Below are 22,670 nucleotides of genomic sequence, written 5' to 3'. Positions count from 1 at the left end.
GATTTGGCATGGAGATTCGCCCAATTACCCCCCGCTACGCCGTCTCACCGCAGATCACGGTTGAGGATGTGCCCGCCATCGCCCAAGCCGGGTTCGTCAAGGTAATTTGCAACAGACCCAACGCCGAGGTTCCCTCAGACATGCAATCCGACGCCATCGGCGAGGCCGTGCGCGCAGCCGGGTTGGAGTATGAGGTTCTGGAACTGACCCATCAGACCATGACGCCCGAAAATGTGGCACGGCAAAGGGATATGGCCGAAGCTTGTGGTGGACCGGTATTGGCCTATTGCGCATCTGGCACGCGGTGTTCGGTCGTATGGGCCTTGGGCCAATGCGACCGAATGAGCACCGACGACATTCTAAATGCCACAACACGCGCAGGCTACCAGTTGGAAAACCTGCGTCCGGCATTGGATCATATGCGCAAGGCTGTGGACTAAGGTTCGGGTATATCCAACTGCTAACTCACATCATCGGGGCCGCTTAGCCCCGCCAGCTGCGAAATCTCAGCCACCATTTGTTCCGAGTTCTCAAAACTCAGATCACCCTCGTGGGCTTCCAGAGTGTCCGGACCAGCGCGATAGTCTGTGACGTCGACGGCTTGGGCGCCCAATGGCATATCAGGTGCGTTTTGACTGGCCGAAGCTGCCCGGCTTTCGATAAATTCCTGCGTTTCAATATCGGATACCGCAGCCAAAGGAGCCTGTTCGTTAATCCGCACCGCACGCAAGCCACCACATTGACCAAGCCGTCCAACCGCAGTCCGCGACCGATCGATGGCCAGAATTTCTGTCCGGTCGATGCGCGCATGTTGCAGCGGCAGAATATCCCCAGCGCTAAGCCCCGAAAGCTCAGACAGTGGCACATTCATGCGACACAAAACGGCGTTCAATTCGGCCCGGATAACGCCCGAAGATTGCTCCAGGCTGGGCCCCTCATCCGCTTCAGGGATCAGGCAATCCTCTACCGGGGATGACTGTTGTGGCAACAAAACACAGATATGACCTTGCCGTATGCCACCTGCCAGGTCGACCGTCAGTTCAAAACCGCAATACATATCTTCAACCAGTGTCAGGCAGACAGATCGCAAATCTTGCGCACGAGACATGTATTCATAGCCGATCAAGCCCACATCATCCGATGCATTTTCGGCCAGCTCAGCCGCCTTGGACAGCGCAGCTTCCAGCAGCGGAGCGGTCATTGCCGCATCCGTATTTGTGAACCCGCGCGCCTCAGGCGCAGTTTCGGTGACCTGACCAATGGTCTGGGTCTGCAAAATGGCCGACACTGAATTTGGATCAAGGCAGGCGGCTGCAACTCCATCTGGCCCTTTCAGGAACAACAGCAGCCAATCATCGCCAACCGCGTCGACCAGATCATTGGCAGGCTGCAGCGATTGCTTTGCGCCAATAACAGCAAGGGGCAGGTTCAGCCGATCTGCTGCAGCCCGCGCGAATCCCAGACGCAGTGCGCGCAGCACTGAACGCGGCCGGTTCTTCAAATCCTCGCGCCCCACTGACAGCTTGCGCAACAGCGCGGTGTTCCCTGCCTCTGACATGACCAAAACTCACCAATTGTTCGAGCCTCTGACCCTTGATGTAACCCGGTGAGTGTTACGAAGTTCTTTACCCGCCCTTTATTGCGCCGCTTGTTGATAGGCCAACGGCAGGCTGACTCGGAACGCAGCCCCGCCCTGCCCCGGCAGATAGCTGATCTCGCCCCCTAGCCGCTGCATGATCTCACGACAGATCGCAAGCCCCAGACCCGCGCCGCCGGCCTTGTCGATCCCGATCCGCGCAAATTTCTCGAACACCAACGATTGGGCCTCGACCGGAATGCCGTTGCCGTTGTCAACGAAATCGATCACCACGCGTCCCCCGATATCATGCGCCGAAATCGTCAGAACGGGCTCATCCGCATCGCAGTATTTCTGTGCATTGGAAATCAAGTTGATGACAACCTGCCCGAAACGGTCGAGGTCGGTGTGTAGTGGAATTCGTTCCGACGCGCGTGTTCGGCGGATTGTCAGAGGTTTCGATGCTCCGGCTAGCGCGGTTGAAACCGCACGATCCAGCACCGAACGCAGGCTACCATCGCTCATGTTCAGGCTGACCTGACCATTTTCAAGTACGCTCAGATCCAACAGATCATCCAGCAAACGGGTTAGGCGTAAGGCTTCATCATGAATGGTTGCAGCAAATTTAGTCTGTTCCTCGTCGCTCAGCCCTTCGGTGTCGCGCAGGATTTCGGAAAACGCGCGGATCGAGGTCATCGGGGTGCGCAGCTCATGGCTAACTTGGCTCAGGAAGCTGTCTTTTTGTTCCGACATTAGGGTCAGTTTGGTATTGGCTTCGCGCAGCTGCCGCGCGGTCCGGCTTAGTTCTGCCGACTTGACCTCAAGCTGGCTGGAGTATTCCAACAACTGAGCAGATTCGTCCGCCACAGCCAACAAATCCTCGACCGAGATTGAGGCGCCTCCAACGATCTGACCAATCATGGCATGGGCCGTGGCCGCACCAACCGAACCGCTGAGTTCACGTTCAAGCCGGTTCAGGAAGCCCGGCGTGGGCTCGGGCAGGTGTGACCTCCCACCCTGATGCTCGGCTTCGGCCTGAAAGAATGCCTGCGCGGGGCCGGTGCCCAAAATGCGCTGGGTCATGATCATCAAATCTTCGCTTTGCGCCACCGACCCCGACCAGCCGCGCGGCGCAACGGAATGGTCAAAGACATTCACAAACTGCGCCCCCTGCAAACGTTCCAACGGGCTGGGGAAGCTAAGGAGCGACGCGACGCAAAAGGCGATTGTGTTCAAAGAGATCGACCACATCACAGTGTGGACCATCGGATCCATCCCCTCGATCCCAAACAAGGCCTGAGGGCGCAACCACCCTATCCCAAACGGGCCCTGTTCGATCACCGTTTGAGACATCCAAAGCCCACCCATACCCGGCAAGAGCAACGTGTAGCACCAGAGCGTAAATCCCACCGTCAGCCCGGCCAAAGCGCCGATGCGCGTCGCCCCCCGCCAGAACAATCCACCCACAAGGGCGGGCAGGATTTGCGAGACCCCAGCAAAGGCAATCAAACCGATCGAAGCCAGCGCCGCGCCATCGCCGATCAAGCTATAGTAGAAATATCCCAGCGCCATGACCGCAGCGATCGAAACCCGACGCGCCATCAAAACGATGGTCCGTACATCACCAGGGACAGATCCCACCCGTTCATGGGTATTCAGCCAGATCGGCATGACAATCTGGTTCGATACCATGGTGGACAGCGCCATCGCCGTGATGATCACCATCGAAGTGGCCGACGAAAAACCACCGATAAAGGACAGCATGGCAAGCCAATCATTGCCCTGTGACAGCGGCACCGTCAGAACAAAAAGATCAGGGTTGGAACCAGGTGGCAAAAGGTCCAACCCGACGACCGCAATGGGAACAACAAACAGGCTCATCAGCAGCAGGTACAAGGGAAACGCCCAAGCTGCTGTCCTCAGATGGCCTTCATCGTCATTTTCAACGACCATTACCTGAAACATGCGCGGCAGACAGACAAAGGCAGCGGCAGACAGGAAGATGAACGCCGTCCAGCGACCTGCGTCGATGTTCCATTGGCCAATTTCCGAGGCATCAATCCGATCCATCATTGGGCCAATCCCACCGGCAATACCCCAGACGACAAACACACCAACGGCGATCAGGGCGAATAGTTTGACCACTGATTCCACTGCAATCGCTGTGACAACGCCATGATGACGCTCGTTCACGTCCAGATTCCGTGTGCCGAATAGAATAGCGAAGACAGCCAAACCGGCCGCAACCCAGAATACATTAGATCCGCTTGGGTAGAGGCCAGATGGATCAGCCTCGACAAAAATCGAAAACGACAGGGTGATCGACTGAAGTTGCAGGGCAATATAGGGCGTTCCGGCAAGAACCGCCAAAATGGTAACGCATACGGCCAGCGTGTTGGATTTACCATAACGAGACGACAATAGGTCCGCGATCGAGGTCACCCTTTGGCTGCGCGCAACCCGAACCAGTTTGCGCAAGCCCCACCACCAGCTGACCATCACCAACGTCGGCCCCAGATAGATCGTCACGTATTCCAGCCCGGACCGCGCGGCATTGCCAACCGCACCATAAAAGGTCCAGGCGGTACAATAGATCGACAAGGACAGCGTGTAGATTAGGGGCGAGCGTAGCCATTTCCCGCGCCCTGCCTCGGCCATTCTTTCAGCTGCGAAGGCCACACCAAATAGTAGTACCACGTAGCCCAGGCTTACCAATATCAGAATATTCGGCGTCGCCATCACTCAGTGTCCGCGCCGATATCGTCGCGAACGCCCAGACTTCTGGCAGTCAGGCCAAAGATCAGGCCAATCGCAATCAGCACGCCCCAGCATACAAAGATGTACAGCATAGCCGATGAAAGCGGTACAGCGTCGTCGCCCGCGCTCTGATCCGGCCAAAGCAGCGGTAGTGCGAGAAGTGCCGCGCCTAAAAATGGCAATAGCCGGGCAGCATCGGCCAGTCTGCGACGGCGATAGCTTTGCCGCCCAAGGAATAGCGAGGACCGTTTGCCAGTAGGCATCTGGTCTATGTCACTATCAGAGGTCATGCCCGTGAGGCCTGCGCATGTAGATCACGCACCGCAGTCAGCACCTCGGCATTTGAAAACGGTTTGGTCATGAAGCGGCTAACCCCTGCATTTTCGGCCATTTCCCGATCGCGGGATTGCCCGCGTGCCGTCAGCATCAAGACCGGCAAGCGTTGCATATCATCCAGCTCGCGTAGGTCGCGCAGAATATCCATGCCGTTTTTTCCCGGAAGCATGACATCGAGGATGACAAGATCCGGGGCTGCAGACTGAATCACCTGAACCGCATCAGACCCTTCCGCATGCGTTTCAACCTGCCAGCCTTCGCGTGTCAGCAAAAAGCGGATGGCCTCAGCGATGTTCGGCTCATCCTCGATCAACAGAACCTTACGGCTCATATTTTCAATTCCTCCCCATGGCAGATCGCGCACTTGGCACGCTGCCACCGCCAGATTAAGCGGTCAGTCATCGACCTGTCAAAAACCTTCGCTCAGAATCGAAGGCTCACGCCGCGATGTGCAATCCCGGCTGGGGCACACCCGGCAATTGGCCCCGACATGGGTCAAAACCGATGCCCCCTCTTCCCCGACCGGTCGCACCAGCATGACCGACCGATAAGCCGGTTCTTGATCATAGCCGGATACTGCATGAGGCCAGGCGTAAGCATGGCACTCGAACTCAGCCGCACTGCGCCCCAGCTGAGCGATTTGTTTGCGAACCGGCACCAGAGGACGACTTAGCGCGGTGAACAAGGGCCACAACGGACAAGCCTCGCCATGGCGCGGCATGACGAAACCGGGAAGCGGTTTGAGGAACAGGACGCTGCCCGATGCATCGCACAAGGCCAGCCCTGCAGGGCGCGTCAAATACTCCTCTGGCACAAAGGCCAAACGTCGCAAAATTGTAGGGATATCGACCGCGAAACGTTGCGCCAACGTGATAGGGTCCGGTTCGCCCTTAGCGAGAAGTTGCTTCAAATCGGCAAGCGGTATCGCAACCGCGTCCTCTGCGCACCAGCGTAGGATCTCTTGGGCAACAGAACGGGCGGTGGCGGTGTTCAGCCCGTCTAGGGCAATACTCTCAGCCCCTCCCTCCGCTTCGAGTTCGGGAAAAATATAGTTTCGGGCGGCAAAAAAGCTCTCAACCTCTTCCAGAGGGACACTACGGGGTGTCTTGGCCGCATCGCTTTCGTCCAGATAAGACACCAGCGCCTTAGAGCTTTCGGCCAGCCGTTCGGCATCCTGATGCAGGTTCTTGTGAAACCGGTCCTGCCATTCGGTTTCGATATCCTGCGTGTCCGCCAGAATGGATGCAGTGGATCGAATGGCGGCAGCGGTTGTCAGAACCTCATGCATCGACGCGGCCAGATGCGGGTCATGTGTCAATCGGTCCGATAGCGTTTCGACCGTGCGTTCCAGTGACACGACGCGCTGATGCAATTGCGCCAGAACGCCGGCCCAGCCAGCAAAGCGGCTGGCAAATTCCTCCACCCCGTCAACCTCAGCCTGCTGTCCAACTGCATCTGCCGCCGCCTCTCGCAGTGCAGAAATCAGCGCCGCCTCGATCCCCTGGGTAAGTAGCGAGGGCTCTACATCCAAGGCTTCGGCAATATCGACTAAAAGCTTTCCACCGATTCTGCGGCGGTTATGTTCAATCAAGTTCAGATATGACGGCGAAATTCCAACGCGCTTTGCAAGCTCGGATTGCCTGAGCCCTGAGATCTGACGGCGTTCGCGGATCCGGCTACCCGTAAGCGTATCGCGCATCAAAGGCTCCTCCCTTGCCAAGCTTTCAATCACAGTCGTGGATTTTCAAGATATCTTATTTAACTAATGTAGTTAAGGCAGAGTTTTCAGATAGGATTTACAAGATTAACAAAGGCAACGGTAAATCACCCACTTCAAATCCACAGCAAATTCTCATGACCTCTTCAATTTCCGACCAATTCCCGGCACGATATGACGATGAGTGACCCCGCCTTCGAATATGCCCCAATTGGGCTGGTTGAACTGGAAAACCGGATCATCCGGCGCTGCAATCTACAGTTTGCGCGGACCTTCGGAGGGGGTGAGAGTGACTATCGCAACATGCCTTTGCTTCACCTTTACCCCTCCGTCGCGGATTGGGAAAGGATCGGCGCGCGCAGCTTACAGGTGATGCGGGACACCGGGTATTACACCGATGAAAGGGTGATGCGGCGACGCAATGGCGATTTATTCTGGTGTCGCGCTCGCGGCAGGTCGCTGACACCGGATGATCCATTCCGTCACGGGATCTGGAGCTTTTCAGACATCTCGGAAGAACGCCCCCTGGTCGAACTGACCGTGCGGGAACGCGAGGTGGCAATCCTATCCTGTCGCGGCCTCTCGGCCAAAGAAATCGGTGTCGAACTCGGCCTCAGCTATCGCACGATCGAAGCCTACCGCGCGCGCCTATTGGAAAAGTTCGGCGCGCGTAAATTATCAGAGCTCGTGGCGAAACTTTCAGGGATGCCGCTCTGACCGCTCAGAGCGCGCACAAATTCCTTGAATCCTCGCTTCAGACTGCGCTTTTCATGGCCCCAAGCTTAGCTTATAACGCTGCGTAATTAGACCAAAGCCCGCAGGTTTAGATGGGCCACTAGGGGAACCGTCGAGGACACTCATGACAGATACCAAACACGACGCAGATGTAGCATTCATCAAGGCACTGGCCGAGTTGCTGCGCGAAAACGACCTGACTGAATTGCAGGTGAAACGCGAGTATGGCGAAGAAGACAGCCTGAATGTGCGCGTCAGCCGCATGACACAGGCAGTCGCTGCGCCGGTTCAGGTCGCCGTACCTGCCGTCGCCCCGGCAGCCCCAGCCGCCGCACCCGCCCCTGCTGCAGCTGCCGCCGAAGCCCCTGCTGCACAGGAAGACCCGGCCAGCCACCCCGGCGCTGTCACCTCTCCCATGGTGGGCACGGTTTACATGCAGGCCGAACCCGGCGCGCCGTCGTTCATTTCCGTCGGCGGAGCGGTGTCCGAAGGTGACACGCTGCTGATCGTCGAAGCGATGAAGACCATGAACCACATCCACGCGCCCAAATCGGGTACCGTCAAACGCATCTTGGTTGGCGACGGCGACGCTGTGGAATTCGGTACTCCTCTGGTCATCATCGAGTAAGGCGGGCCCATGTTCGACAAGATCCTGATTGCCAACCGAGGCGAGATCGCCCTGCGCGTCATCCGCGCCGCGCGCGAGATGGGGATTAAGACGGTCGCCGTCCACTCCACCGCCGACAGCGACGCGATGCATGTGCGCATGGCAGACGAATCTGTCTGTATCGGCCCTCCGCCAAGCCCGCAAAGTTACCTATCTATGCCAGCGATCATCTCGGCCTGTGAGATCACCGGCGCACAAGCGATTCACCCCGGCTATGGCTTCCTGTCGGAGAATGCCGAGTTCGTGCAGATCGTCGAAGATCATGACATCACATTTATCGGTCCGAACGCCGAGCACATTCGTGTCATGGGCGACAAGATCACCGCCAAGGATACAATGAAAGAACTGGGCGTCCCTTGTGTACCCGGTTCCGATGGCGGCGTTCCCACGCTGGATGACGCAAAGCGCATCGGTGAGGAGTTCGGCTATCCCGTCATTATCAAAGCCACCGCCGGCGGCGGCGGGCGCGGGATGAAAGTCGCCCAAAACGCCGATGAGATGGAAAGCGCCTTCATGACCGCGCGCGCCGAGGGCAAGGCCGCCTTTGGCAATGACGAGGTTTATATCGAGAAATACCTTACCACGCCGCGCCATATCGAGATTCAGGTCTTTGGCGACGGCAAGGGCAACGCGGTCCATCTGGGCGAGCGCGATTGCTCGTTGCAGCGCCGCCATCAGAAAGTGTTTGAGGAGGCCCCCGGCCCCAGCATCACCCCTGAAGAACGCGCCAGGATCGGTAAGATCTGCGCCGATGCTGTGGCGAAGATCAACTATATCGGTGCAGGCACCATCGAGTTCCTGTACGAAAACGGTGAGTTCTATTTCATCGAGATGAACACCCGCTTGCAGGTGGAACACCCGGTAACCGAAGGCATTTTCGGCGTCGATCTTGTGCGCGAGCAGATCCGCGTCGCCTCAGGCCTACCGATGTCGTTCACTCAGGACGACCTGGAAATCGAAGGCCACGCCATCGAGGTTCGGATCAATGCAGAGAAACTACCCAATTTCTCACCCTGCCCCGGTAAGATAACGGCGTATCATGCGCCGGGCGGTCTGGGCGTGCGGATGGATTCGGCGTTGTATGACGGGTATTCGATCCCGCCCTACTACGACTCGCTAATCGCAAAGCTGATCGTACAGGGGCGCGACCGGGCCGAGGCGCTGGCGCGCCTTGAACGCGCATTGGGAGAGTTGATCGTCGACGGTATCGACACCACCGTACCGCTGTTCCACGCGCTGCTGCAGGAACCTGATCTACATAGCGGCGAATACAACATCCACTGGCTGGAGCACTGGCTTGCGGAGAATATGGCAGACTAACCTGTCTGGAAGGCCGGATGGAACCAATCCTCCGGCCTTCGGGTTTTTCTAATGAGCCTGACTGCGGAACTTTTGCTGCATGGCTACTCCATCGGCATTTTTCCCATGGCAGAACATCGGGATGACCCTGAGCTGTTCTGGGTCGACCCAAAATACAGGGGCGTGTTCCCTTTGGACGGGTTTCATATCTCGCGCAGTCTGGCCCGGAGCCTGCGCAGATCCGGCTTTGACATCTCAATCGATCAGGATTTCAACGGCGTCGTCGATGGCTGCGCAGACCGGGTGGATACCTGGATCAACGGCGAGTTGCGACACCTTTATGATCAACTACACATGACAGGTCACGCCCATTCACTTGAGGTATGGGATAACGACAAGCTGGTTGGCGGCGTCTATGGCGTCGTGTTGGGGGCGGCTTTCTTTGGCGAAAGCATGTTTTCGAGGCGTACTGATGCCTCAAAAATCGCCCTGGCCTATCTGGTCGACCGGCTTAGACAAACGGGTTTCAAACTGTTTGATACGCAGTTCTTGACAACTCACCTTGCCTCGCTTGGCGCCATCGAAATTCCACGCGGTACATATCGTGAAGCACTTGAGGAAGCGATCAACGCAAGCGCTGATTTTTCCGCTGATATTCCTCAATCAGCAGATGGTGTGATACAGCGGATTACCCAGACGTCATAGCGCGCATGATCCAAAGCATTCAGCGCTGGTGATGTCGCTATCATCCAACCGTCAAACAGCTGATCTGCTTTGCCTTTTTCCCAGATCGTCAAATAGGCAAACGCATCGCCTGTGGGATTGTCCGCCGGGTACCGACAATCCCCCAAGGCCACATCCAATCCAAACACGGGCTGGGTGTCGCCGTTTTGCATTTCGATATCGATGGTCTGGCCGTTTACTTTGTCCAAGCCGCGCAACATGGCGCCAGGGCCCGATTCGACCTTCTGCTGCGCAGATGCAGCCGTTGCGCAGAACGCGATTGCCATCAGCACCGAATGCTTCATTCGCCGCCGTCTCCGGCCACGAATTTGACGAGCAGTGAAATCAGGCTGACCGCGCCTTGAGTATCTTCGATCTCGTCCCCCGGCTCGAAAAAGAAAGGTGAGCCGCCCGGCATCACCTCGACAAAATTTCCACCCAGAAGACCTTCGGACGAGATCACAATCGCGCTGTCATCCGGAACAAGGATCCCATCCGCAATCGTAAAGGTCGTATCGGCGCGATAGGTGTCCGGGTTCAGATCGACGTCGGTTACGGTGCCGATCTTGACCCCGGCCAAACGCACATCAGTCCCCACGCCGACCCCTTCAAGCGACCGGAAGGAAGCCCCCAGCTCATAACCCGCGCTGCTTTGCGACAGGCCCGTCGACTGGCTGGCGTAAACGCCAAATGACACGGCAACCGCCAGAACGGCACCACCGACGATGACTTCGGTCCAATTGTGGGTCGACATTGCTCGCCTCTGTTATTCGGGGCTCCAGGCCTCATAGTCTTTGCGCTCGACCGGATCGGGTCTGCGCAGCGATCCTGCCGGGGTGTAAGCCAGAGCGGTGCCCGTCAGGTTTTCCTGATGCGGTTTCTCCCAAGATTTATGAGGCAGCGGCTTATCGGTCGGCGGTTCATCCCAGGTACGATGCAACCAGCCATGCCAATCTGGATCAACGCGGCTGGCTTCGGCTTCGCCATTGAAAATCACCCAGCGTTTGCTGTCATCCGCATTGCGATAGAAGACGTTGCCTTCGTTGTCTTCGCCAACTTTCACACCTTTTCGCGCGGTATAAATCTGGGTGTTCAGGGTTGCCCCGTTCCACCAGGTCACGGCCCGCAGAAGAGTGTTCAGAATGCCCATCAGGTGCCTCCGGCAAAGTGCTCGGGAATGGTATGGACCAAAGGCGCGCCAAGGTCCAGTGCTGCCCGTACGATCTGCTTAGTCAGGCAAGAATGCCGTCACTTCAATTTCGATCCGGTACTTCGGATCAATCAAGCCACATTCGATCATCGTAGCCGCGGGTGGATTGTCGCCAAATGTTTCGGCCAGTGTGGGCCAGCAAGCTTCGAACTCATGACGATCGGGCAGAATGTACGTTACACGCACCACGTCCGAGAATCCTGCGTCCGCCTCTGACAGCGCTTTTTCGATGATCGACAAAGCGGACTTGCATTGAGCGACAACGTCCTCGCCCTGTCCAACAGTTCCGGCGACATGCACCCATCCTCCAGCGACAACAGCGCGGCAATAGCCAACTTTGGCTTCGAATTCGCCACCAGAAGAAATTCGTTTCATTGCAATTCAACCTTTTCGCGGGAATGGAGCGCACGGCTTATATATCGAAAGGGTGAGCGATACTCTGCCGCGTGCTCCGAGATATTGTTAGCCAGATTCAGAAGGAACCGCGTCAATCAGGCGACGATGTCACCCCACGACGACAAAACCCCCTCAGCAGCTCTACCGTTTAGCCAGCTGACGCAGATTCTGCCGCTTCGGCATAGATGATCAAAGGTTGTGCGACAGAGGTCACGGCTTCTTCGTTCACGACCACCTCGGTCACGTTCTTCATGCCCGGCAGCTCGAACATCGTGTCCAGCAAGATATCTTCGAGGATCGATCGCAACCCGCGCGCGCCGGTCTTGCGTTCGATGGCCTTTTTGGCAATCGCTTTCAACGCATCATCCGTAAAGGCCAACTCGGCGTCTTCGAGTTCGAAGAGGCGTTGGTATTGCTTGACCAACGCGTTTTTGGGCTTGGTCAGAATGGTGACAAGTGCGTCTTCGTCCAAGTCTTCCAAAGTCGCCAGAACCGGCAAGCGACCAACAAATTCCGGGATCAGACCGAATTTCAGCAGGTCTTCGGGTTCCAGATCCTTGAATATCTCACCCACGCCGCGATCATCATTGTCGCGCACATCGGCGCCGAAGCCCATGGCCGAGCCCTTGCCACGCTGTGCGATAATCTTGTCTAGCCCTGCAAAAGCGCCGCCGCAGATAAACAGGATGTTGGTCGTGTCCACCTGCAGGAATTCCTGCTGCGGGTGCTTGCGACCGCCCTGAGGCGGTACGCTGGCCACAGTGCCTTCCATCAGCTTCAGCAGAGCCTGCTGCACCCCTTCGCCCGAGACGTCGCGCGTGATCGATGGGTTTTCTGATTTGCGCGTGATCTTGTCGACCTCGTCAATATAGACGATACCGCGTTGTGCGCGTTCAACATTATACTCACTGGCCTGCAGCAGTTTGAGGATGATGTTCTCGACATCTTCACCCACATAGCCCGCCTCGGTCAGAGTGGTTGCATCTGCCATCGTGAACGGGACATCTAGAATGCGCGCCAGCGTCTGGGCCAGCAATGTCTTGCCGCAACCCGTTGGGCCGATCAAAAGAATGTTGGACTTCGCCAGTTCAATATCACCGCCGGCCTTTTGCGCGTGGTTCAGACGTTTGTAGTGATTGTGGACCGCCACCGAGAGAACACGCTTTGCCGTGGCCTGACCGATGACGTAGTCGTCCAGCACCTCACAAATGTCCTTGGGCGTTGGCACCCCATCAGAAGATTTCAGCCCGCTGGCTTTGGTCTCTTCCCGAATGATGTCCATGCAAAGCTCGACACATTCATCGCAGATGAAAACGGTTGGACCCGCGATCAGCTTGCGCACTTCATGCTGGCTTTTTCCACAAAAGCTACAGTAGAGCGTGTTTTTGCTGTCACCGCCTGAATTCGTCGCCATGATCTACCTTTCGGGCTTCGTCCACTGCCCCTCATTCGGGGCCGCGCTTGCGCATGTTCATGCAGCTTAGGCCAGCACTGTGGCGGCTACAATCTCAAAAATGCGCCCGACGCCGATGGCGCCAGGCATGTTTCTTAGGCTTCTTCCGTGTCCATCTTGGCGCGGTTCTCGACAATCTCGTCGATATGGCCCCAGTCCTTGGCCTCTTCCGGGCTCATGAAATTGTCACGATCCAGCGCTTTTTCAACCGCCTTTTTTGTCTGCCCTGTATGGCGCACATAGATGTCATACAGGCGATCTTTCAGTTTCTGCGTTTCGGCCGCGTGGATCATGATGTCGCTCGCCTGACCTTGATAGCCACCGCTGGGCTGGTGCACCATGATGCGGCTGTTGGGCAGCGAAAAGCGCATCCCCTTCTCGCCACCGGCCAGCAAAACCGACCCCATCGAGGCCGCCTGACCGATCACCAATGTGGAACATTTCGGCTTGATGTACTGCATTGTGTCGTAAATCGACAGACCGCTAGTCACCACGCCGCCTGGCGAATTGATGTAAATCGAGATTTCTTTGTTCGGGTTTTCCGCCTCAAGATGCAGCAGCTGCGCCACCACAAGATGGCTCATCCCATCATGGATCGGCCCGTTGATGAAGATGATCCGCTCTTTCAGCAGACGCGAGAAAATGTCATAGGCGCGCTCACCCCGGCTGGTCTGCTCGACAACCATGGGGACAAGCGTATTCATGTAGGTTTCTACGGGATCGAACATTCTTAACCTGCCTGCTTTGCTATGGATCGGGAGAGTATCCCAACAAGTGTTACCCGAGTCTTAGTGTTGCCTTTGGGGGGCTGCAAGGGGTGCACCTCACTTCGCAGGCCGATTGTGAGATTGTTGATCGCTGGCGATGCGTCAGGCCATATTCAACCGGGCCTGCCGCTTTTGTCACGAACAGCGCCGCTGATGCTGGTCCCGCTTGGGAAAAGGTGCTACCGAAATCAAGATCGACCACCAAGGAGACGAGTATGATCCGAGCAATCCTGATTGGCCTGAGCCTGTTTGCCCTGACCGCCTGCGAAACCGCCAAAGGCGCGGGCAAAGATATCGAAAACGCAGGGGATGCAATCCAGAATGCGGCCACTGAGGTTCAAGAGAACATCTGATAGGCCCAGTATATTGCGGAGCCGCGCCAAAATTCATCAACATATTGTTGATCTTCTGATCTAGAACCACTAGTCTTGGCGCTACAGGTGCATAGACGCGGCACTGCATTATCTGACGCAAAGACGGGGTTCTTTCGTTCACACGAAGGAACCCCGTTTCCATTCGAAGGGGTCTTGGATGATGGCCTGTATGGAACCAGAATAGGAAAAGGCGTCAGGTGCGCAGACGCGGTCTTTGCATGTATCCTTGCGGACACTCCTGACGCCTTACCGGTTCAGCGTAACCCAAGGGGCACCCTGATCCAGTTGCCTCAGCCCCTTTCGAAGCTGCGACTGCTGCTTCGACCCGAAGGCCGTTACAGCGCCCAAGACCCATTTTGAGAAGCTGATCTATCGACCCGGGATCTGACACCCAATTCGACCGCTCAGCAACCGGTAAGCCCCTGCAAACCCGAGCAAATCCTAAAACTCACCCGATCCTGCGTTGGCCCCCTGGCCCTTGCGCCCCGCTGCCTGTTCCGAGGAAGTGCTGCGGTGGTCTCACTGTTACATTGCGGCCAGAAACCGGCAAGAAAATAGCACTGCAGCATGAAAAATAGACGGGGATAACCTGTTGATATCCGCCGGGAGGGCGATGTGGATAAATCGAGAAGTTTTGCAACTTGGCCTGCTTGCGCGTGGAAAAGTCCGAACCGAAGAAAAACGCTCGAAACCCAGTCGATGCTGCAGGTGCGAAGACCACCTGCAGCCGAAACTTGACTGATCCCGCCTTGGTTGAGCCCGAATCGATGGGCGACGACCAAAGCGGGTTGGTTCTGAGAAGCGTCCCGACCTGATCATAAATACCTACTAAACGCCGCCCGCTTGGGCAGCTGGTACCCCCTACAATAGATCAGGCCGGAGACGCTTCAGTTCACCTGTCGTTCCAGAACAGTGCTGTAGGTCGTTCCAGTCCGCAGGCTACGGAAATCTGCGTAGATCTTGCCGTCCTCATATCGCGCATCGATCAGCGCGTTGATCCCGGTAGTAGGTTCGGCAGAACTCTCGATGATGCCGATCTTGCCCGAGCCATCCTGACTGATCGAACCCGTCGCTTCGTACATCGTCCAATCATCCATGGCGCTGCGGCGCCACATGCTGGGCCCCCAGAACGCATTGTCATGTTGCACCTTGATGTCGAGCACCCATTCCGACTTGTTGAAACGCGGTGCAGCACCGGTGGCCGAATTCGAGGGCGACACGGTGGTTTGGCTGGCTGTCCAAGTTCCACGCAGATCGGGTGTGGTGTCGGCGGCGGCAGCGGTGCCGAGGGCGAGGCTCGTGGCCAGAGCGGCTGCTCCGGCAGTCATAAATCTGGTCATGGGCTTTCCTCCCTGAGGTTGAGGCCATCAGCGGCCCGTGTTCCACAGATTGGGAGGGTGAGGACGGGTTGCAACTTACCTAAAGGAAACTTCATGAAGGGCTTAGATTGGCGTTAAGTACCGGGCGCGCTCAGGCCCAGGCCAGCGCGGTGCCTAGGATGACCAGCGCGATCCCCGCGACTTCGCGATACGAGAAGTTCTCGCCGAACAGAAAGAATGAGGCGATGGCGATCAGAACCACCTCGGCCCCCAGAATGCCGGTATAGATGATGCCCAGTCGTTCCTCGCGCAGTGCGGCGAGTTCCAGCGTCGCCCCGGCCAGCAGGGTCGCGACGATCAGCAGGCCAAGACCCACACCGGGGAGTTTCCACCAGAACTTCATCGCGATCATGGCCACGGAATAGAGACCCGCCGACCCGAGGGCGATGATGGGGATCATGGATGTGGACAATTGGGCCTCCTGCCGAGGGTTCCGTTGGGTCAAGTCTAGCAGGAGGATGGGGTTGGGGCTGTGAGGTGGGTCACAGTGTGGGTGATGGAACTGAGGGCAGCGCCGGCCCGAGGGTTGGCGCAAACGCGCCGCCCCATGGGGGCGGGTCGGCGCGGCCCGGCGGTGCCGCCGGGCGGGTGGGTTGGCGAACTATGGCTGGAAATCTAACCCATAAGATCCTGCTTTTTTGGCCAGCCTTTTTGCCTTTTTCTTTCGTTGACTCACACCATGCGGGCTATAATCCGCCAACGCATGGGCAGGGTTATCGTCAACTTCGTCCGGGAAACAAATAATCTCTTCGCCAGAAAAATCAGCGCACATAACGCCGCAAACCCCGACAGACTTGTTTCCTCGTGAAGTAAATATCGAAAAACTCCGCTCGGCGTCATGGATCGAAGACCGATCGACGCTCAACTTAAATTCATGGTTCTCCGAAGGGTTAAACGCTGAGCTATTGACCCTGCCGTTGTCATAATCCGTCGGATGCAAATTGTGGAACAAACGCTCCTCAGCTGGGATACTTTCTTCACTCATGAAACGAATCCATCAATATCAGAAAGTGCAGAAAGTAACTTAGGCGATAACCCGAAAAAGACTTGGCTATTCAACGTATCCATCTCGTCATCAAAAACTTCAATTTCTATGTATTTTTCGCGGCAGTTGACTTCAATGTCCCAGTCGTCCTTTGAAAACTCCAAAGTGATACTGCCATCCACCTGAGGAAATATTGAAATCTGTTGATAAATCCCGCAAATAAAGCCGCCAACATCGGACGCGAAAGTTAGCGCAGCATCTGAAAGGCTTTGACCCGAACCATTTTTCCATCCCTCTGGAAAAGATCGGAAATCCTCAATCTTTCCGCGTATCCGATCATATTCCACGCCGGGGTCCAATACCCTAATGCTGTGCTGGGATTCGACCGATTTTATCAGCCCGTTGGCTTGCAAGACTGCCTTGATCGAGAATTCGCAAAAACCAGCAATTGGGTACTTGTTTGCTCTTAACTCTTGCCTACCGACGAAATACTTAAACTTACCAACTTCTGAGAGAACTTCGATTTCCTCGGAACCGTCAAGGATAGACCGGACAATCCCGATACTATCGATGTTCTTAACTCGATTATCTACGGCACTATCGAGAATGCGGTCCCTCGTCTTCTCGCTAAATCTGACCCGAGGATGGTTTGTATCCCTACCCGTTTTCGAAACGAACTCTAAACGTTCATCTGATCGTAGATCAGCAAGCAGAGCTTTCAGAGAATTTCGAGCTTTCGCGGGGACACCTTCTATTCTACGGTTTTCGTTAGCTGCCCTTGCAGTCTCCAGAAACCTAGTTTGCGCCAAGGCCATGTAATTTAAAGAAAATTCATCCGGAAGCAGACCAGGAGAGATGGACTCGTCCCTCTTCAAAACTGCTACCGCGCTACCATCTTCCACGTGGGAGAATGACAGTGAGAGGTTCTTTCGAAAGTTGCTTGGAAGCCTTTGGCGTTCTGGGTTCTTTTCCCGCCAAATTTCTTCGGCGAGATCGAGCAACAATTCTTGGTAAGCCTTGATATTATCGAGCATCGATACGGGCAAATTTGCCCGTTCGAACCTTGCACCTCGAAAATCTATGGAACCAAAAAACTCTTCTATATCTTCAGACAAATAGATTACCCATCCATTTTCAACGCAGAGATGAATGCCTCCTGAGGTATATCAACTTTACCAAACTGACGCATCTTCTTTTTCCCCGCCTTCTGCTTGTCCAGCAGTTTGCGTTTCCGCGTGGCGTCGCCTCCGTAGCATTTTGCGGTCACGTCCTTGCGCAGCGCCGAGAGGGTCTCGCGGGCGATGACCTTGCCTCCGATGGCGGCCTGGATCGGGATTTTGAACATGTGGCGCGGGATCAGGTCCTTGAGCTTTTCACACATCGCCCGGCCCCGCATCTCGGCCCGGTCGCGGTGAACCATGGTCGACAGCGCGTCAACGGGTTCGTCATTCACCAGCACCGACATCTTGACCAGATTATCCTCGGTATAGCCGGTCATCTGGTAGTCGAACGAGGCATAGCCCTTGGTCACCGATTTCAGACGGTCGTAGAAGTCAAAGACGACCTCGTTCAGCGGCAGGTCATAGACGACCATGGCGCGGCTGCCCGCATAGGTCAGATCCAGCTGAATGCCGCGGCGGTCCTGACACAGTTTCAGCACGTCGCCCAGGAATTCGTCCGGCACAAGGATGGTCGCCTTGATGCGCGGTTCCTCGATATGGTCGACCTTGGAGGGGTCGGGCATGTCGGCGGGGTTGTGCAGCTCGATCATCTCGCCGTCTTTCATGTAGACGTGATAGATCACCGACGGCGCGGTGGTGATGAGCTCGATATCATATTCGCGTTCGATGCGGTCGCGGATGACTTCAAGGTGCAACAGCCCGAGGAAGCCACAGCGGAAGCCAAAGCCAAGTGCTGCTGAGGTCTCCATTTCAAAGCTGAACGAGGCGTCGTTCAGCGCCAGTTTATCAATCGCATCGCGCAGGTCTTCGAATTCGGAACTGTCAACGGGGAAGAGGCCACAGAACACCACCGGCTGCGCGGGCTTGAAGCCGTCCAGAGCGTCTTCGGTCCCGTTGCGGTCATTGGTGATCGTGTCCCCGACGCGGGTGTCGCGGACCTGTTTGATCGAGGCCGTCAGGAAGCCGATCTCACCGGGGCCCAGCGAGTCCACCATCTCCATCTCAGGGCGGAAGACACCGACGCGATCCACATGGTGCAGGGTGTTGTTCGACATGAACTTGACCCGCATGCCCTTTTTCAGCGTGCCGTCCATGATGCGGACCAGAACGATGACGCCGAGATAGGCGTCGTACCACGAATCCACCAGCATCGCTTTGAGCGGCGCGTCCAGATTACCCTGCGGTGCGGGCAGTTGCTGCACGATGGCCTCGAGCGTCTCATGGATGCCCTGCCCCGTCTTGGCCGAGACCTGAATGGCATCGGTCGCATCGATGCCGATCACATCTTCGATCTGTTCGGCCACGCGGTCACAGTCGGAGGCAGGCAGGTCGATCTTGTTCAGCACCGGCACGATCTCATGATCGGCGTCAATGGCTTGGTACACATTCGCCAGCGTCTGCGCCTCGACCCCTTGGGTCGAGTCAACGACCAGCAGCGAGCCCTCGACCGCACGCATGGACCGGCTGACCTCATAGGCAAAGTCCACGTGGCCGGGCGTGTCGATCAGGTTCAGCACATATGCCTCGCCATTGTCGGCGGTATAGTCGATGCGAACCGTGTTGGCCTTGATGGTGATGCCGCGTTCACGCTCGATATCCATGCTGTCGAGCAGCTGTTCCTTCATGTCGCGATCCTTGACCGTTCCGGTCTCTTGAATGAGCCGGTCAGCAAGGGTGGATTTGCCATGGTCGATATGCGCGACGATGGAAAAATTGCGGATATGAGCGAGGTCTGTCATGGGTTGGGGATATGCGTCGGAAATGGGCTGTGGTCAAGGTGGGACGAGTCCCCAGCGAAACCCTTTGATTGCGAGGCCTCAGACCGTTCAGAGCAACCTGTTTTTGACCAACTCCGCGTTCATCCAATGCGTCTCGCTTTGAACGTGGCCCTCGCGCACATATTTCGCGAGGTGAGTGGGCATGTCTTCCTCGTTAAACGCAGCCGTTGTGCGAACGACAAACCCCTCCTGCGTATCCAGATTCAAGTCTGCTATCACATCCGCCACGACCTTAGCAGAGAACCGCCCGCGATAGAGTTCGGGCACAGCGGTGATCCCAAGCTCGACGAAGCGTGAACGCGTCGCGTCCCAAGACTGTACCATGTCCCGCTTCACCCACGCGAACCCAAGGAAATAGGTCGGCAATGCCGAATACGCTATGGAGTGGCACGCAAACAGTTATTCACCAACAATGCGCTCGTCTTCGGCAAGCTGCGGCGAAATTCCGGCTGCGAAGGCCTTCATCCAATCTCGAGACGGGTGGTATCGTGCGTCAATACTGCGGGGGTGACAGCCGTGGCTGTGAATAGTCGTGTTCTCGCCATCCATCTTTTCAGTAAAAACCACCTCGTCAGCCGACACCAACGCGTCAACGCTGGACATGATCTTGTCATCGCTGGTGGCACCGGGAGATTGCGGCAAATGAAATGTACGCCCGTATTTCTTAAGCATATTCGTCTCGCGAATGAATTCTAAGCAAACTCGGGCCAGAAAACGCGACATCAACCATGTGTGCAATCACTTTTTCGAAGCACCCGATTGATCCCGAATCCACTTTGATTCATACTCCGCCGCAGACTGAGAGGGGCACAAGACCCCTCCGGGCAGGCAAAGAACGAGGCTCTAGCATGAAACAGTTCCTCCTCATCGCATTTTGTACGGCATCGCTGACGGCGGTTGCTCCGGTTGCAGACGCGTCTCAGATCAAGCGGGCGTGTCTGGCATCAGATCGTCAGGCGGCGACGCGGGCGCGGTGCTCTTGTATTCAACGCGTGGCGGATCAGGCGTTGACGCGTAGCGATCAGAAGACCGTGTCGAAATGGTTCGAGGACCCCCATCAAGCGCAGCAGTTGAAGATGTCGCAGACCGCGCGTGATGATGCGCTTTGGGATCGGTATCAGAACTTTGGTCAGATGGCGCAGGCGATCTGCAGCTAACCCCTGTCAGTCCTTGACCTGACCCGCCCTGCGCCCCAGAAAAGGCGCAGCGAAAGGTGTGTGCGATGGTGATGAAAGGGCTGACCCTGCGGGGCCTTGAGGTGTTCGAGGCGCTGGCGCGGACGGGATCGGTGGCGCAGGCGGCCGAGATCACCGGGCTCAGCCAGCCCTCGGTTTCCCAGCAATTGCGCAATCTGGAAAAGGCTCTGGGCACAGATTTGGTCGATCACGGACGGCGGCCGATGCGGCTGACGCAGGCCGGGCGCAGTTTTTTGACCCGCGCCCAGGCGGTTTTGGCCGAGCTGCAAATGGCCCAAAGCGAATTGACCGTGATGGATCTGGGGCATCTCACCACTTTGTCCATCGGCCTGATCGACGATTTCGACAATGACCTGACACCTCGGCTAGCCACACTGCTGGCTGACAGCCTGACCCGATCCAAATTCAAGCTCATCACCCTGCCCAGCCTGGACCTGTTTGCCGAGCTAGAAGCCCAGCGCCTGCATCTGGCCGTTTCCGCCCATAGCGGCGAAGTGCTGGAAGGTGTCATTGAATACCCACTGGTACAGGACCCGTTCATACTGGTCGCTCCGGCTGGCGCGGGTGATGCGCAAACCGTCGTGCAGGACCTGCCTTTTCTGCGCTACGCGCGTGAGCAGCTGATCAGCCGCCAAATCGAAGGCCATCTGGCCCGTCAGCAGATTGACTATGAAGAACGGTTCGAGATCGGCTCGCACCTGGCGCTGATGGCCATGGTTGCACGCGGTCTGGGTTGGGCCATTACAACGCCGCTGGGCTATATGCGTGCGGCGCGGTTTCACGACGACATGCAGGCCCATCCCTGCCCGTTTGGCGCATTTGCCCGCACCATTTCATTGTTCACCCGAACGGACTGGTCCGATCAGGTGCCGCAAGAGGTGGCAGGCATGATGCGGCGCTTGATGCAAAGCCAGATCATTGACCCAGCGACGGCAAAACTGCCCTGGCTCAGTGATCAATTGAAGGTGCTAGACGACCCATCCAAGTGATCGACCAACCCGGCGACGGCGATCTCGATCAAATCCAACGCCCCGTCAAAATCCCGCGTATAGTAAGGATCGGGTACATGATCGGCACCGGCTTGGGGCGCGAACTCTGTCAACAGCCGAACGGGCGTGTCGTTTCCATCTGGCCTCAGGGCCTCGACATTCGCGATGTTGTCCGCATCCATTCCTATGATCAGGTCGAACTGATCAAAATCCTCAGCCACAAACTGCCTGGCGCGCAGACTGCCCAGTTCGACGTCACGGGCACGCGCAGAAGATTGCATAGGGCCATAAGGCGGGTTGCCAATATGCCAACCCGCAGTTCCAGCACTGTCGGCTGTGTGATGCGGGGCTTGGGCGCGAAACACACCCTCTGCCGCAGGTGACCGACAGATATTGCCCAAACACACAAAGAGGATACGCTGTGTCATATGCAATCTTCTATCGCGCAGAGGACAAATGGAAAAGATCGTCATTCTCACCGGAGCAGGCATTTCCGCCGAAAGCGGGCTTAGCACCTTTCGGGATGAAGGCGGGCTATGGGCGCAACACAAGATCGAAGACGTCGCAACCCCCGAGGCGTTTGCTCAGAATCCGGCTTTGGTTCAGGGATTTTACAACACCCGCAGGGCTCAGGCCGCTCAGGTCCACCCCAATGCTGCGCATCGGGCCCTTGCGCGGTTGCAACAGGATTGGCCCGGAGATGTGGTCATAGTGACGCAAAACGTGGATGGCTTGCACGAGGCTGGTGGTGCCACAGCGGTGATCCATATGCATGGTATCCTGTCTGGTGCATTATGTGCGGCTTGTGGTCATCGATGGACGGCACCGCCAGAAATGGCCCCTGACGAGCCCTGCCCGGCCTGCGCCGCCCCTTCCGGGCGGCCTGATATCGTCTGGTTCGGCGAGATGCCCTATCATATGGACAAGATTTTCGATCATCTCGCCACCGCTTCGATCTTTGCCGCAATCGGCACGTCTGGTCAGGTCTACCCCGCCGCTGCCTTTGTGCACGAAGCGCAGGCAACAGGGGCGCACACCATTGAAATCAATCTGGAGCCGACAGGTGGTGGTTTCGATGATCGCCTTCTGGGCAAAGCAACCGAAACTGTACCAAGATGGGTTGATCGGTTGCTGATGGCAAAGACTTAAGAC

26 protein-coding genes and 1 pseudogene are annotated in these 22,670 nt (G+C 56.7%); 9 read left to right on the top strand and 18 right to left on the bottom strand.

What is annotated here, in order from left to right:
- The first annotated feature begins 8 nt into the window (after window positions 1-8).
- A complete protein-coding gene (locus tag ACR0JX_RS05760) occupies window positions 9-440 on the top strand; it encodes a protein tyrosine phosphatase family protein (RefSeq protein WP_480542187.1) in 432 nt (143 codons plus the stop codon).
- 20 nt (window positions 441-460) lie between these two features.
- Here ACR0JX_RS05760 and ACR0JX_RS05755 read toward each other — a convergent pair whose 3' ends face one another.
- The 5 genes from ACR0JX_RS05755 to ACR0JX_RS05735 form a co-directional block, all read right to left on the bottom strand.
- The gene (locus ACR0JX_RS05755; RefSeq protein WP_480542185.1) at window positions 461-1,558 is read right to left on the bottom strand and encodes a FliM/FliN family flagellar motor C-terminal domain-containing protein; all 1,098 of its coding nucleotides are present in this window, start codon (window positions 1,556-1,558) and stop codon (window positions 461-463) included.
- Window positions 1,559-1,636: 78 nt separating this feature from the next.
- Window positions 1,637-4,315, bottom strand: coding sequence for an ATP-binding protein (locus ACR0JX_RS05750; protein ID WP_480542184.1), 2,679 nt, complete (start codon window positions 4,313-4,315; stop codon window positions 1,637-1,639).
- A complete protein-coding gene (locus ACR0JX_RS05745; RefSeq protein WP_480542182.1) occupies window positions 4,315-4,623 on the bottom strand; it encodes a hypothetical protein in 309 nt (102 codons plus the stop codon). The genes ACR0JX_RS05750 and ACR0JX_RS05745 overlap by 1 nt, the downstream gene beginning before the upstream one ends.
- Window positions 4,620-5,000 (bottom strand): response regulator, encoded by a 381-nt coding sequence (locus ACR0JX_RS05740; RefSeq protein ID WP_170530845.1) that lies wholly within the window; start codon window positions 4,998-5,000, stop codon window positions 4,620-4,622. The genes ACR0JX_RS05745 and ACR0JX_RS05740 overlap by 4 nt, the downstream gene beginning before the upstream one ends.
- A gap of 78 nt (window positions 5,001-5,078) precedes the next feature.
- Window positions 5,079-6,368, bottom strand: coding sequence for a helix-turn-helix domain-containing protein (locus tag ACR0JX_RS05735; protein ID WP_480542180.1), 1,290 nt, complete (start codon window positions 6,366-6,368; stop codon window positions 5,079-5,081).
- Between the two features lie 198 nt (window positions 6,369-6,566).
- On the opposite strand from ACR0JX_RS05735, the gene ACR0JX_RS05730 reads away from it, so the two are divergent.
- The 4 genes from ACR0JX_RS05730 (at window position 6,567) to aat (ending at window position 9,792) form a co-directional block, all read left to right on the top strand.
- Window positions 6,567-7,103 (top strand): LuxR C-terminal-related transcriptional regulator, encoded by a 537-nt coding sequence (locus ACR0JX_RS05730; protein ID WP_353006179.1) that lies wholly within the window; start codon window positions 6,567-6,569, stop codon window positions 7,101-7,103.
- Between the two features lie 142 nt (window positions 7,104-7,245).
- Window positions 7,246-7,749, top strand: coding sequence for an acetyl-CoA carboxylase biotin carboxyl carrier protein (accB, locus tag ACR0JX_RS05725; RefSeq protein WP_480542178.1), 504 nt, complete (start codon window positions 7,246-7,248; stop codon window positions 7,747-7,749).
- A 9-nt stretch (window positions 7,750-7,758) separates the two neighbouring features.
- Window positions 7,759-9,108, top strand: coding sequence for an acetyl-CoA carboxylase biotin carboxylase subunit (gene accC, locus ACR0JX_RS05720; RefSeq protein ID WP_480542176.1), 1,350 nt, complete (start codon window positions 7,759-7,761; stop codon window positions 9,106-9,108).
- Between the two features lie 51 nt (window positions 9,109-9,159).
- Window positions 9,160-9,792 carry a leucyl/phenylalanyl-tRNA--protein transferase gene (gene aat / locus ACR0JX_RS05715; RefSeq protein ID WP_353006173.1) on the top strand — a complete coding sequence of 211 codons (633 nt, stop codon included), beginning with the start codon at window positions 9,160-9,162 and terminating at the stop codon, window positions 9,790-9,792.
- Here aat and ACR0JX_RS05710 read toward each other — a convergent pair.
- From ACR0JX_RS05710 to ACR0JX_RS05685, 6 genes are all read right to left on the bottom strand, one after another.
- Window positions 9,747-10,115 carry a DUF2155 domain-containing protein gene (locus tag ACR0JX_RS05710; protein ID WP_480542174.1) on the bottom strand — a complete coding sequence of 123 codons (369 nt, stop codon included), beginning with the start codon at window positions 10,113-10,115 and terminating at the stop codon, window positions 9,747-9,749. The genes aat and ACR0JX_RS05710 overlap by 46 nt on opposite strands.
- Window positions 10,112-10,564: an outer membrane lipid asymmetry maintenance protein MlaD gene (mlaD, locus tag ACR0JX_RS05705; RefSeq protein WP_480542172.1), complete on the bottom strand. Its 453-nt coding sequence runs from the start codon at window positions 10,562-10,564 to the stop codon at window positions 10,112-10,114. The genes ACR0JX_RS05710 and mlaD overlap by 4 nt, the downstream gene beginning before the upstream one ends.
- A gap of 12 nt (window positions 10,565-10,576) precedes the next feature.
- The gene (locus tag ACR0JX_RS05700) at window positions 10,577-10,960 is read right to left on the bottom strand and encodes an NADH:ubiquinone oxidoreductase subunit NDUFA12 (protein ID WP_170530861.1); all 384 of its coding nucleotides are present in this window, start codon (window positions 10,958-10,960) and stop codon (window positions 10,577-10,579) included.
- 78 nt (window positions 10,961-11,038) lie between these two features.
- Window positions 11,039-11,395: a RidA family protein gene (locus ACR0JX_RS05695; protein ID WP_480542170.1), complete on the bottom strand. Its 357-nt coding sequence runs from the start codon at window positions 11,393-11,395 to the stop codon at window positions 11,039-11,041.
- 169 nt (window positions 11,396-11,564) lie between these two features.
- Window positions 11,565-12,830: an ATP-dependent Clp protease ATP-binding subunit ClpX gene (gene clpX, locus ACR0JX_RS05690; protein ID WP_480542168.1), complete on the bottom strand. Its 1,266-nt coding sequence runs from the start codon at window positions 12,828-12,830 to the stop codon at window positions 11,565-11,567.
- 134 nt (window positions 12,831-12,964) lie between these two features.
- Entirely contained in the window at window positions 12,965-13,597 is a 633-nt protein-coding gene (locus ACR0JX_RS05685; protein WP_480497281.1) for an ATP-dependent Clp protease proteolytic subunit, read from the bottom strand.
- Between the two features lie 254 nt (window positions 13,598-13,851).
- Between ACR0JX_RS05685 and ACR0JX_RS05680 the strand changes: the two genes are divergently transcribed.
- Window positions 13,852-13,989, top strand: coding sequence for an entericidin A/B family lipoprotein (locus ACR0JX_RS05680; protein WP_353006163.1), 138 nt, complete (start codon window positions 13,852-13,854; stop codon window positions 13,987-13,989).
- A gap of 908 nt (window positions 13,990-14,897) precedes the next feature.
- Here ACR0JX_RS05680 and ACR0JX_RS05675 read toward each other — a convergent pair.
- The 6 genes and pseudogenes from ACR0JX_RS05675 to ACR0JX_RS05650 all read right to left on the bottom strand — a co-directional run bounded on the left by ACR0JX_RS05675 (window position 14,898) and on the right by ACR0JX_RS05650 (window position 19,936).
- Window positions 14,898-15,350 (bottom strand): hypothetical protein, encoded by a 453-nt coding sequence (locus ACR0JX_RS05675; RefSeq protein ID WP_353006161.1) that lies wholly within the window; start codon window positions 15,348-15,350, stop codon window positions 14,898-14,900.
- A 130-nt stretch (window positions 15,351-15,480) separates the two neighbouring features.
- Entirely contained in the window at window positions 15,481-15,801 is a 321-nt protein-coding gene (locus ACR0JX_RS05670; RefSeq protein WP_480542166.1) for a hypothetical protein, read from the bottom strand.
- A gap of 189 nt (window positions 15,802-15,990) precedes the next feature.
- Window positions 15,991-16,374 carry a C2 domain-containing protein gene (locus ACR0JX_RS05665; protein ID WP_480542164.1) on the bottom strand — a complete coding sequence of 128 codons (384 nt, stop codon included), beginning with the start codon at window positions 16,372-16,374 and terminating at the stop codon, window positions 15,991-15,993.
- Complete coding sequence (locus ACR0JX_RS05660) at window positions 16,371-17,489, bottom strand: hypothetical protein (RefSeq protein ID WP_480542162.1); 1,119 nt, start codon at window positions 17,487-17,489, stop codon at window positions 16,371-16,373. Before ACR0JX_RS05660 ends, ACR0JX_RS05665 begins: the two co-directional genes overlap by 4 nt.
- 5 nt (window positions 17,490-17,494) lie before the next feature.
- Window positions 17,495-19,294, bottom strand: a complete 1,800-nt coding sequence (gene lepA, locus ACR0JX_RS05655; RefSeq protein ID WP_480542160.1) for a translation elongation factor 4 — start codon at window positions 19,292-19,294, stop codon at window positions 17,495-17,497.
- A gap of 87 nt (window positions 19,295-19,381) precedes the next feature.
- Window positions 19,382-19,936: pseudogene (locus tag ACR0JX_RS05650) on the bottom strand (RNA ligase family protein).
- 245 nt (window positions 19,937-20,181) lie between these two features.
- Between ACR0JX_RS05650 and ACR0JX_RS05645 the strand changes: the two are divergent.
- Window positions 20,182-20,490 carry a hypothetical protein gene (locus ACR0JX_RS05645; protein ID WP_480542158.1) on the top strand — a complete coding sequence of 103 codons (309 nt, stop codon included), beginning with the start codon at window positions 20,182-20,184 and terminating at the stop codon, window positions 20,488-20,490.
- A 65-nt stretch (window positions 20,491-20,555) separates the two neighbouring features.
- Window positions 20,556-21,518, top strand: a complete 963-nt coding sequence (locus ACR0JX_RS05640) for a LysR family transcriptional regulator (RefSeq protein WP_353013613.1) — start codon at window positions 20,556-20,558, stop codon at window positions 21,516-21,518.
- Here the strand turns inward: ACR0JX_RS05640 and ACR0JX_RS05635 are convergent.
- Window positions 21,485-21,946 (bottom strand): low molecular weight protein-tyrosine-phosphatase, encoded by a 462-nt coding sequence (locus ACR0JX_RS05635; RefSeq protein WP_480542156.1) that lies wholly within the window; start codon window positions 21,944-21,946, stop codon window positions 21,485-21,487. The two genes, ACR0JX_RS05640 and ACR0JX_RS05635, sit on opposite strands and share 34 nt — an antisense overlap.
- A 28-nt stretch (window positions 21,947-21,974) precedes the next feature.
- Between ACR0JX_RS05635 and ACR0JX_RS05630 the strand changes: the two genes are divergently transcribed.
- The gene (locus tag ACR0JX_RS05630; RefSeq protein WP_480542154.1) at window positions 21,975-22,667 is read left to right on the top strand and encodes an NAD-dependent deacylase; all 693 of its coding nucleotides are present in this window, start codon (window positions 21,975-21,977) and stop codon (window positions 22,665-22,667) included.
- Window positions 22,668-22,670 lie beyond the last annotated feature (3 nt).

The sequence above is a fragment of the Ruegeria sp. AH7 genome (assembly GCF_056541325.1).
Note: the sequence above shows the minus strand (reverse complement) of the source record. Positions and strands in the feature narration are given on the sequence as shown.

Excerpts from the sequence above, each read along its gene's own strand:
- ACR0JX_RS05755 (WP_480542185.1), bottom strand. The coding sequence starts at position 1,558 with ATGTCAGAGGCAGGGAACACCGCGCTGTTGCGCAAGCTGTCAGTGGGG.
- ACR0JX_RS05745 (WP_480542182.1), bottom strand. The coding sequence starts at position 4,623 with ATGACCTCTGATAGTGACATAGACCAGATGCCTACTGGCAAACGGTCC.
- ACR0JX_RS05685 (WP_480497281.1), bottom strand. The coding sequence starts at position 13,597 with ATGTTCGATCCCGTAGAAACCTACATGAATACGCTTGTCCCCATGGTT.
- ACR0JX_RS05710 (WP_480542174.1), bottom strand. The coding sequence starts at position 10,115 with ATGAAGCATTCGGTGCTGATGGCAATCGCGTTCTGCGCAACGGCTGCA.
- aat (WP_353006173.1), top strand. The coding sequence starts at position 9,160 with ATGAGCCTGACTGCGGAACTTTTGCTGCATGGCTACTCCATCGGCATT.
- ACR0JX_RS05675 (WP_353006161.1), bottom strand. The coding sequence starts at position 15,350 with ATGACCAGATTTATGACTGCCGGAGCAGCCGCTCTGGCCACGAGCCTC.
- ACR0JX_RS05665 (WP_480542164.1), bottom strand. The coding sequence starts at position 16,374 with ATGAGTGAAGAAAGTATCCCAGCTGAGGAGCGTTTGTTCCACAATTTG.
- ACR0JX_RS05750 (WP_480542184.1), bottom strand. The coding sequence starts at position 4,315 with ATGGCGACGCCGAATATTCTGATATTGGTAAGCCTGGGCTACGTGGTA.
- lepA (WP_480542160.1), bottom strand. The coding sequence starts at position 19,294 with ATGACAGACCTCGCTCATATCCGCAATTTTTCCATCGTCGCGCATATC.
- ACR0JX_RS05695 (WP_480542170.1), bottom strand. The coding sequence starts at position 11,395 with ATGAAACGAATTTCTTCTGGTGGCGAATTCGAAGCCAAAGTTGGCTAT.
- accC (WP_480542176.1), top strand. The coding sequence starts at position 7,759 with ATGTTCGACAAGATCCTGATTGCCAACCGAGGCGAGATCGCCCTGCGC.
- ACR0JX_RS05700 (WP_170530861.1), bottom strand. The coding sequence starts at position 10,960 with ATGGGCATTCTGAACACTCTTCTGCGGGCCGTGACCTGGTGGAACGGG.
- accB (WP_480542178.1), top strand. The coding sequence starts at position 7,246 with ATGACAGATACCAAACACGACGCAGATGTAGCATTCATCAAGGCACTG.
- ACR0JX_RS05635 (WP_480542156.1), bottom strand. The coding sequence starts at position 21,946 with ATGACACAGCGTATCCTCTTTGTGTGTTTGGGCAATATCTGTCGGTCA.
- ACR0JX_RS05645 (WP_480542158.1), top strand. The coding sequence starts at position 20,182 with ATGAAACAGTTCCTCCTCATCGCATTTTGTACGGCATCGCTGACGGCG.
- clpX (WP_480542168.1), bottom strand. The coding sequence starts at position 12,830 with ATGGCGACGAATTCAGGCGGTGACAGCAAAAACACGCTCTACTGTAGC.
- ACR0JX_RS05630 (WP_480542154.1), top strand. The coding sequence starts at position 21,975 with ATGGAAAAGATCGTCATTCTCACCGGAGCAGGCATTTCCGCCGAAAGC.
- ACR0JX_RS05740 (WP_170530845.1), bottom strand. The coding sequence starts at position 5,000 with ATGAGCCGTAAGGTTCTGTTGATCGAGGATGAGCCGAACATCGCTGAG.
- ACR0JX_RS05680 (WP_353006163.1), top strand. The coding sequence starts at position 13,852 with ATGATCCGAGCAATCCTGATTGGCCTGAGCCTGTTTGCCCTGACCGCC.
- ACR0JX_RS05760 (WP_480542187.1), top strand. The coding sequence starts at position 9 with ATGGAGATTCGCCCAATTACCCCCCGCTACGCCGTCTCACCGCAGATC.
- ACR0JX_RS05735 (WP_480542180.1), bottom strand. The coding sequence starts at position 6,368 with ATGCGCGATACGCTTACGGGTAGCCGGATCCGCGAACGCCGTCAGATC.
- mlaD (WP_480542172.1), bottom strand. The coding sequence starts at position 10,564 with ATGTCGACCCACAATTGGACCGAAGTCATCGTCGGTGGTGCCGTTCTG.
- ACR0JX_RS05730 (WP_353006179.1), top strand. The coding sequence starts at position 6,567 with ATGAGTGACCCCGCCTTCGAATATGCCCCAATTGGGCTGGTTGAACTG.
- ACR0JX_RS05640 (WP_353013613.1), top strand. The coding sequence starts at position 20,556 with ATGGTGATGAAAGGGCTGACCCTGCGGGGCCTTGAGGTGTTCGAGGCG.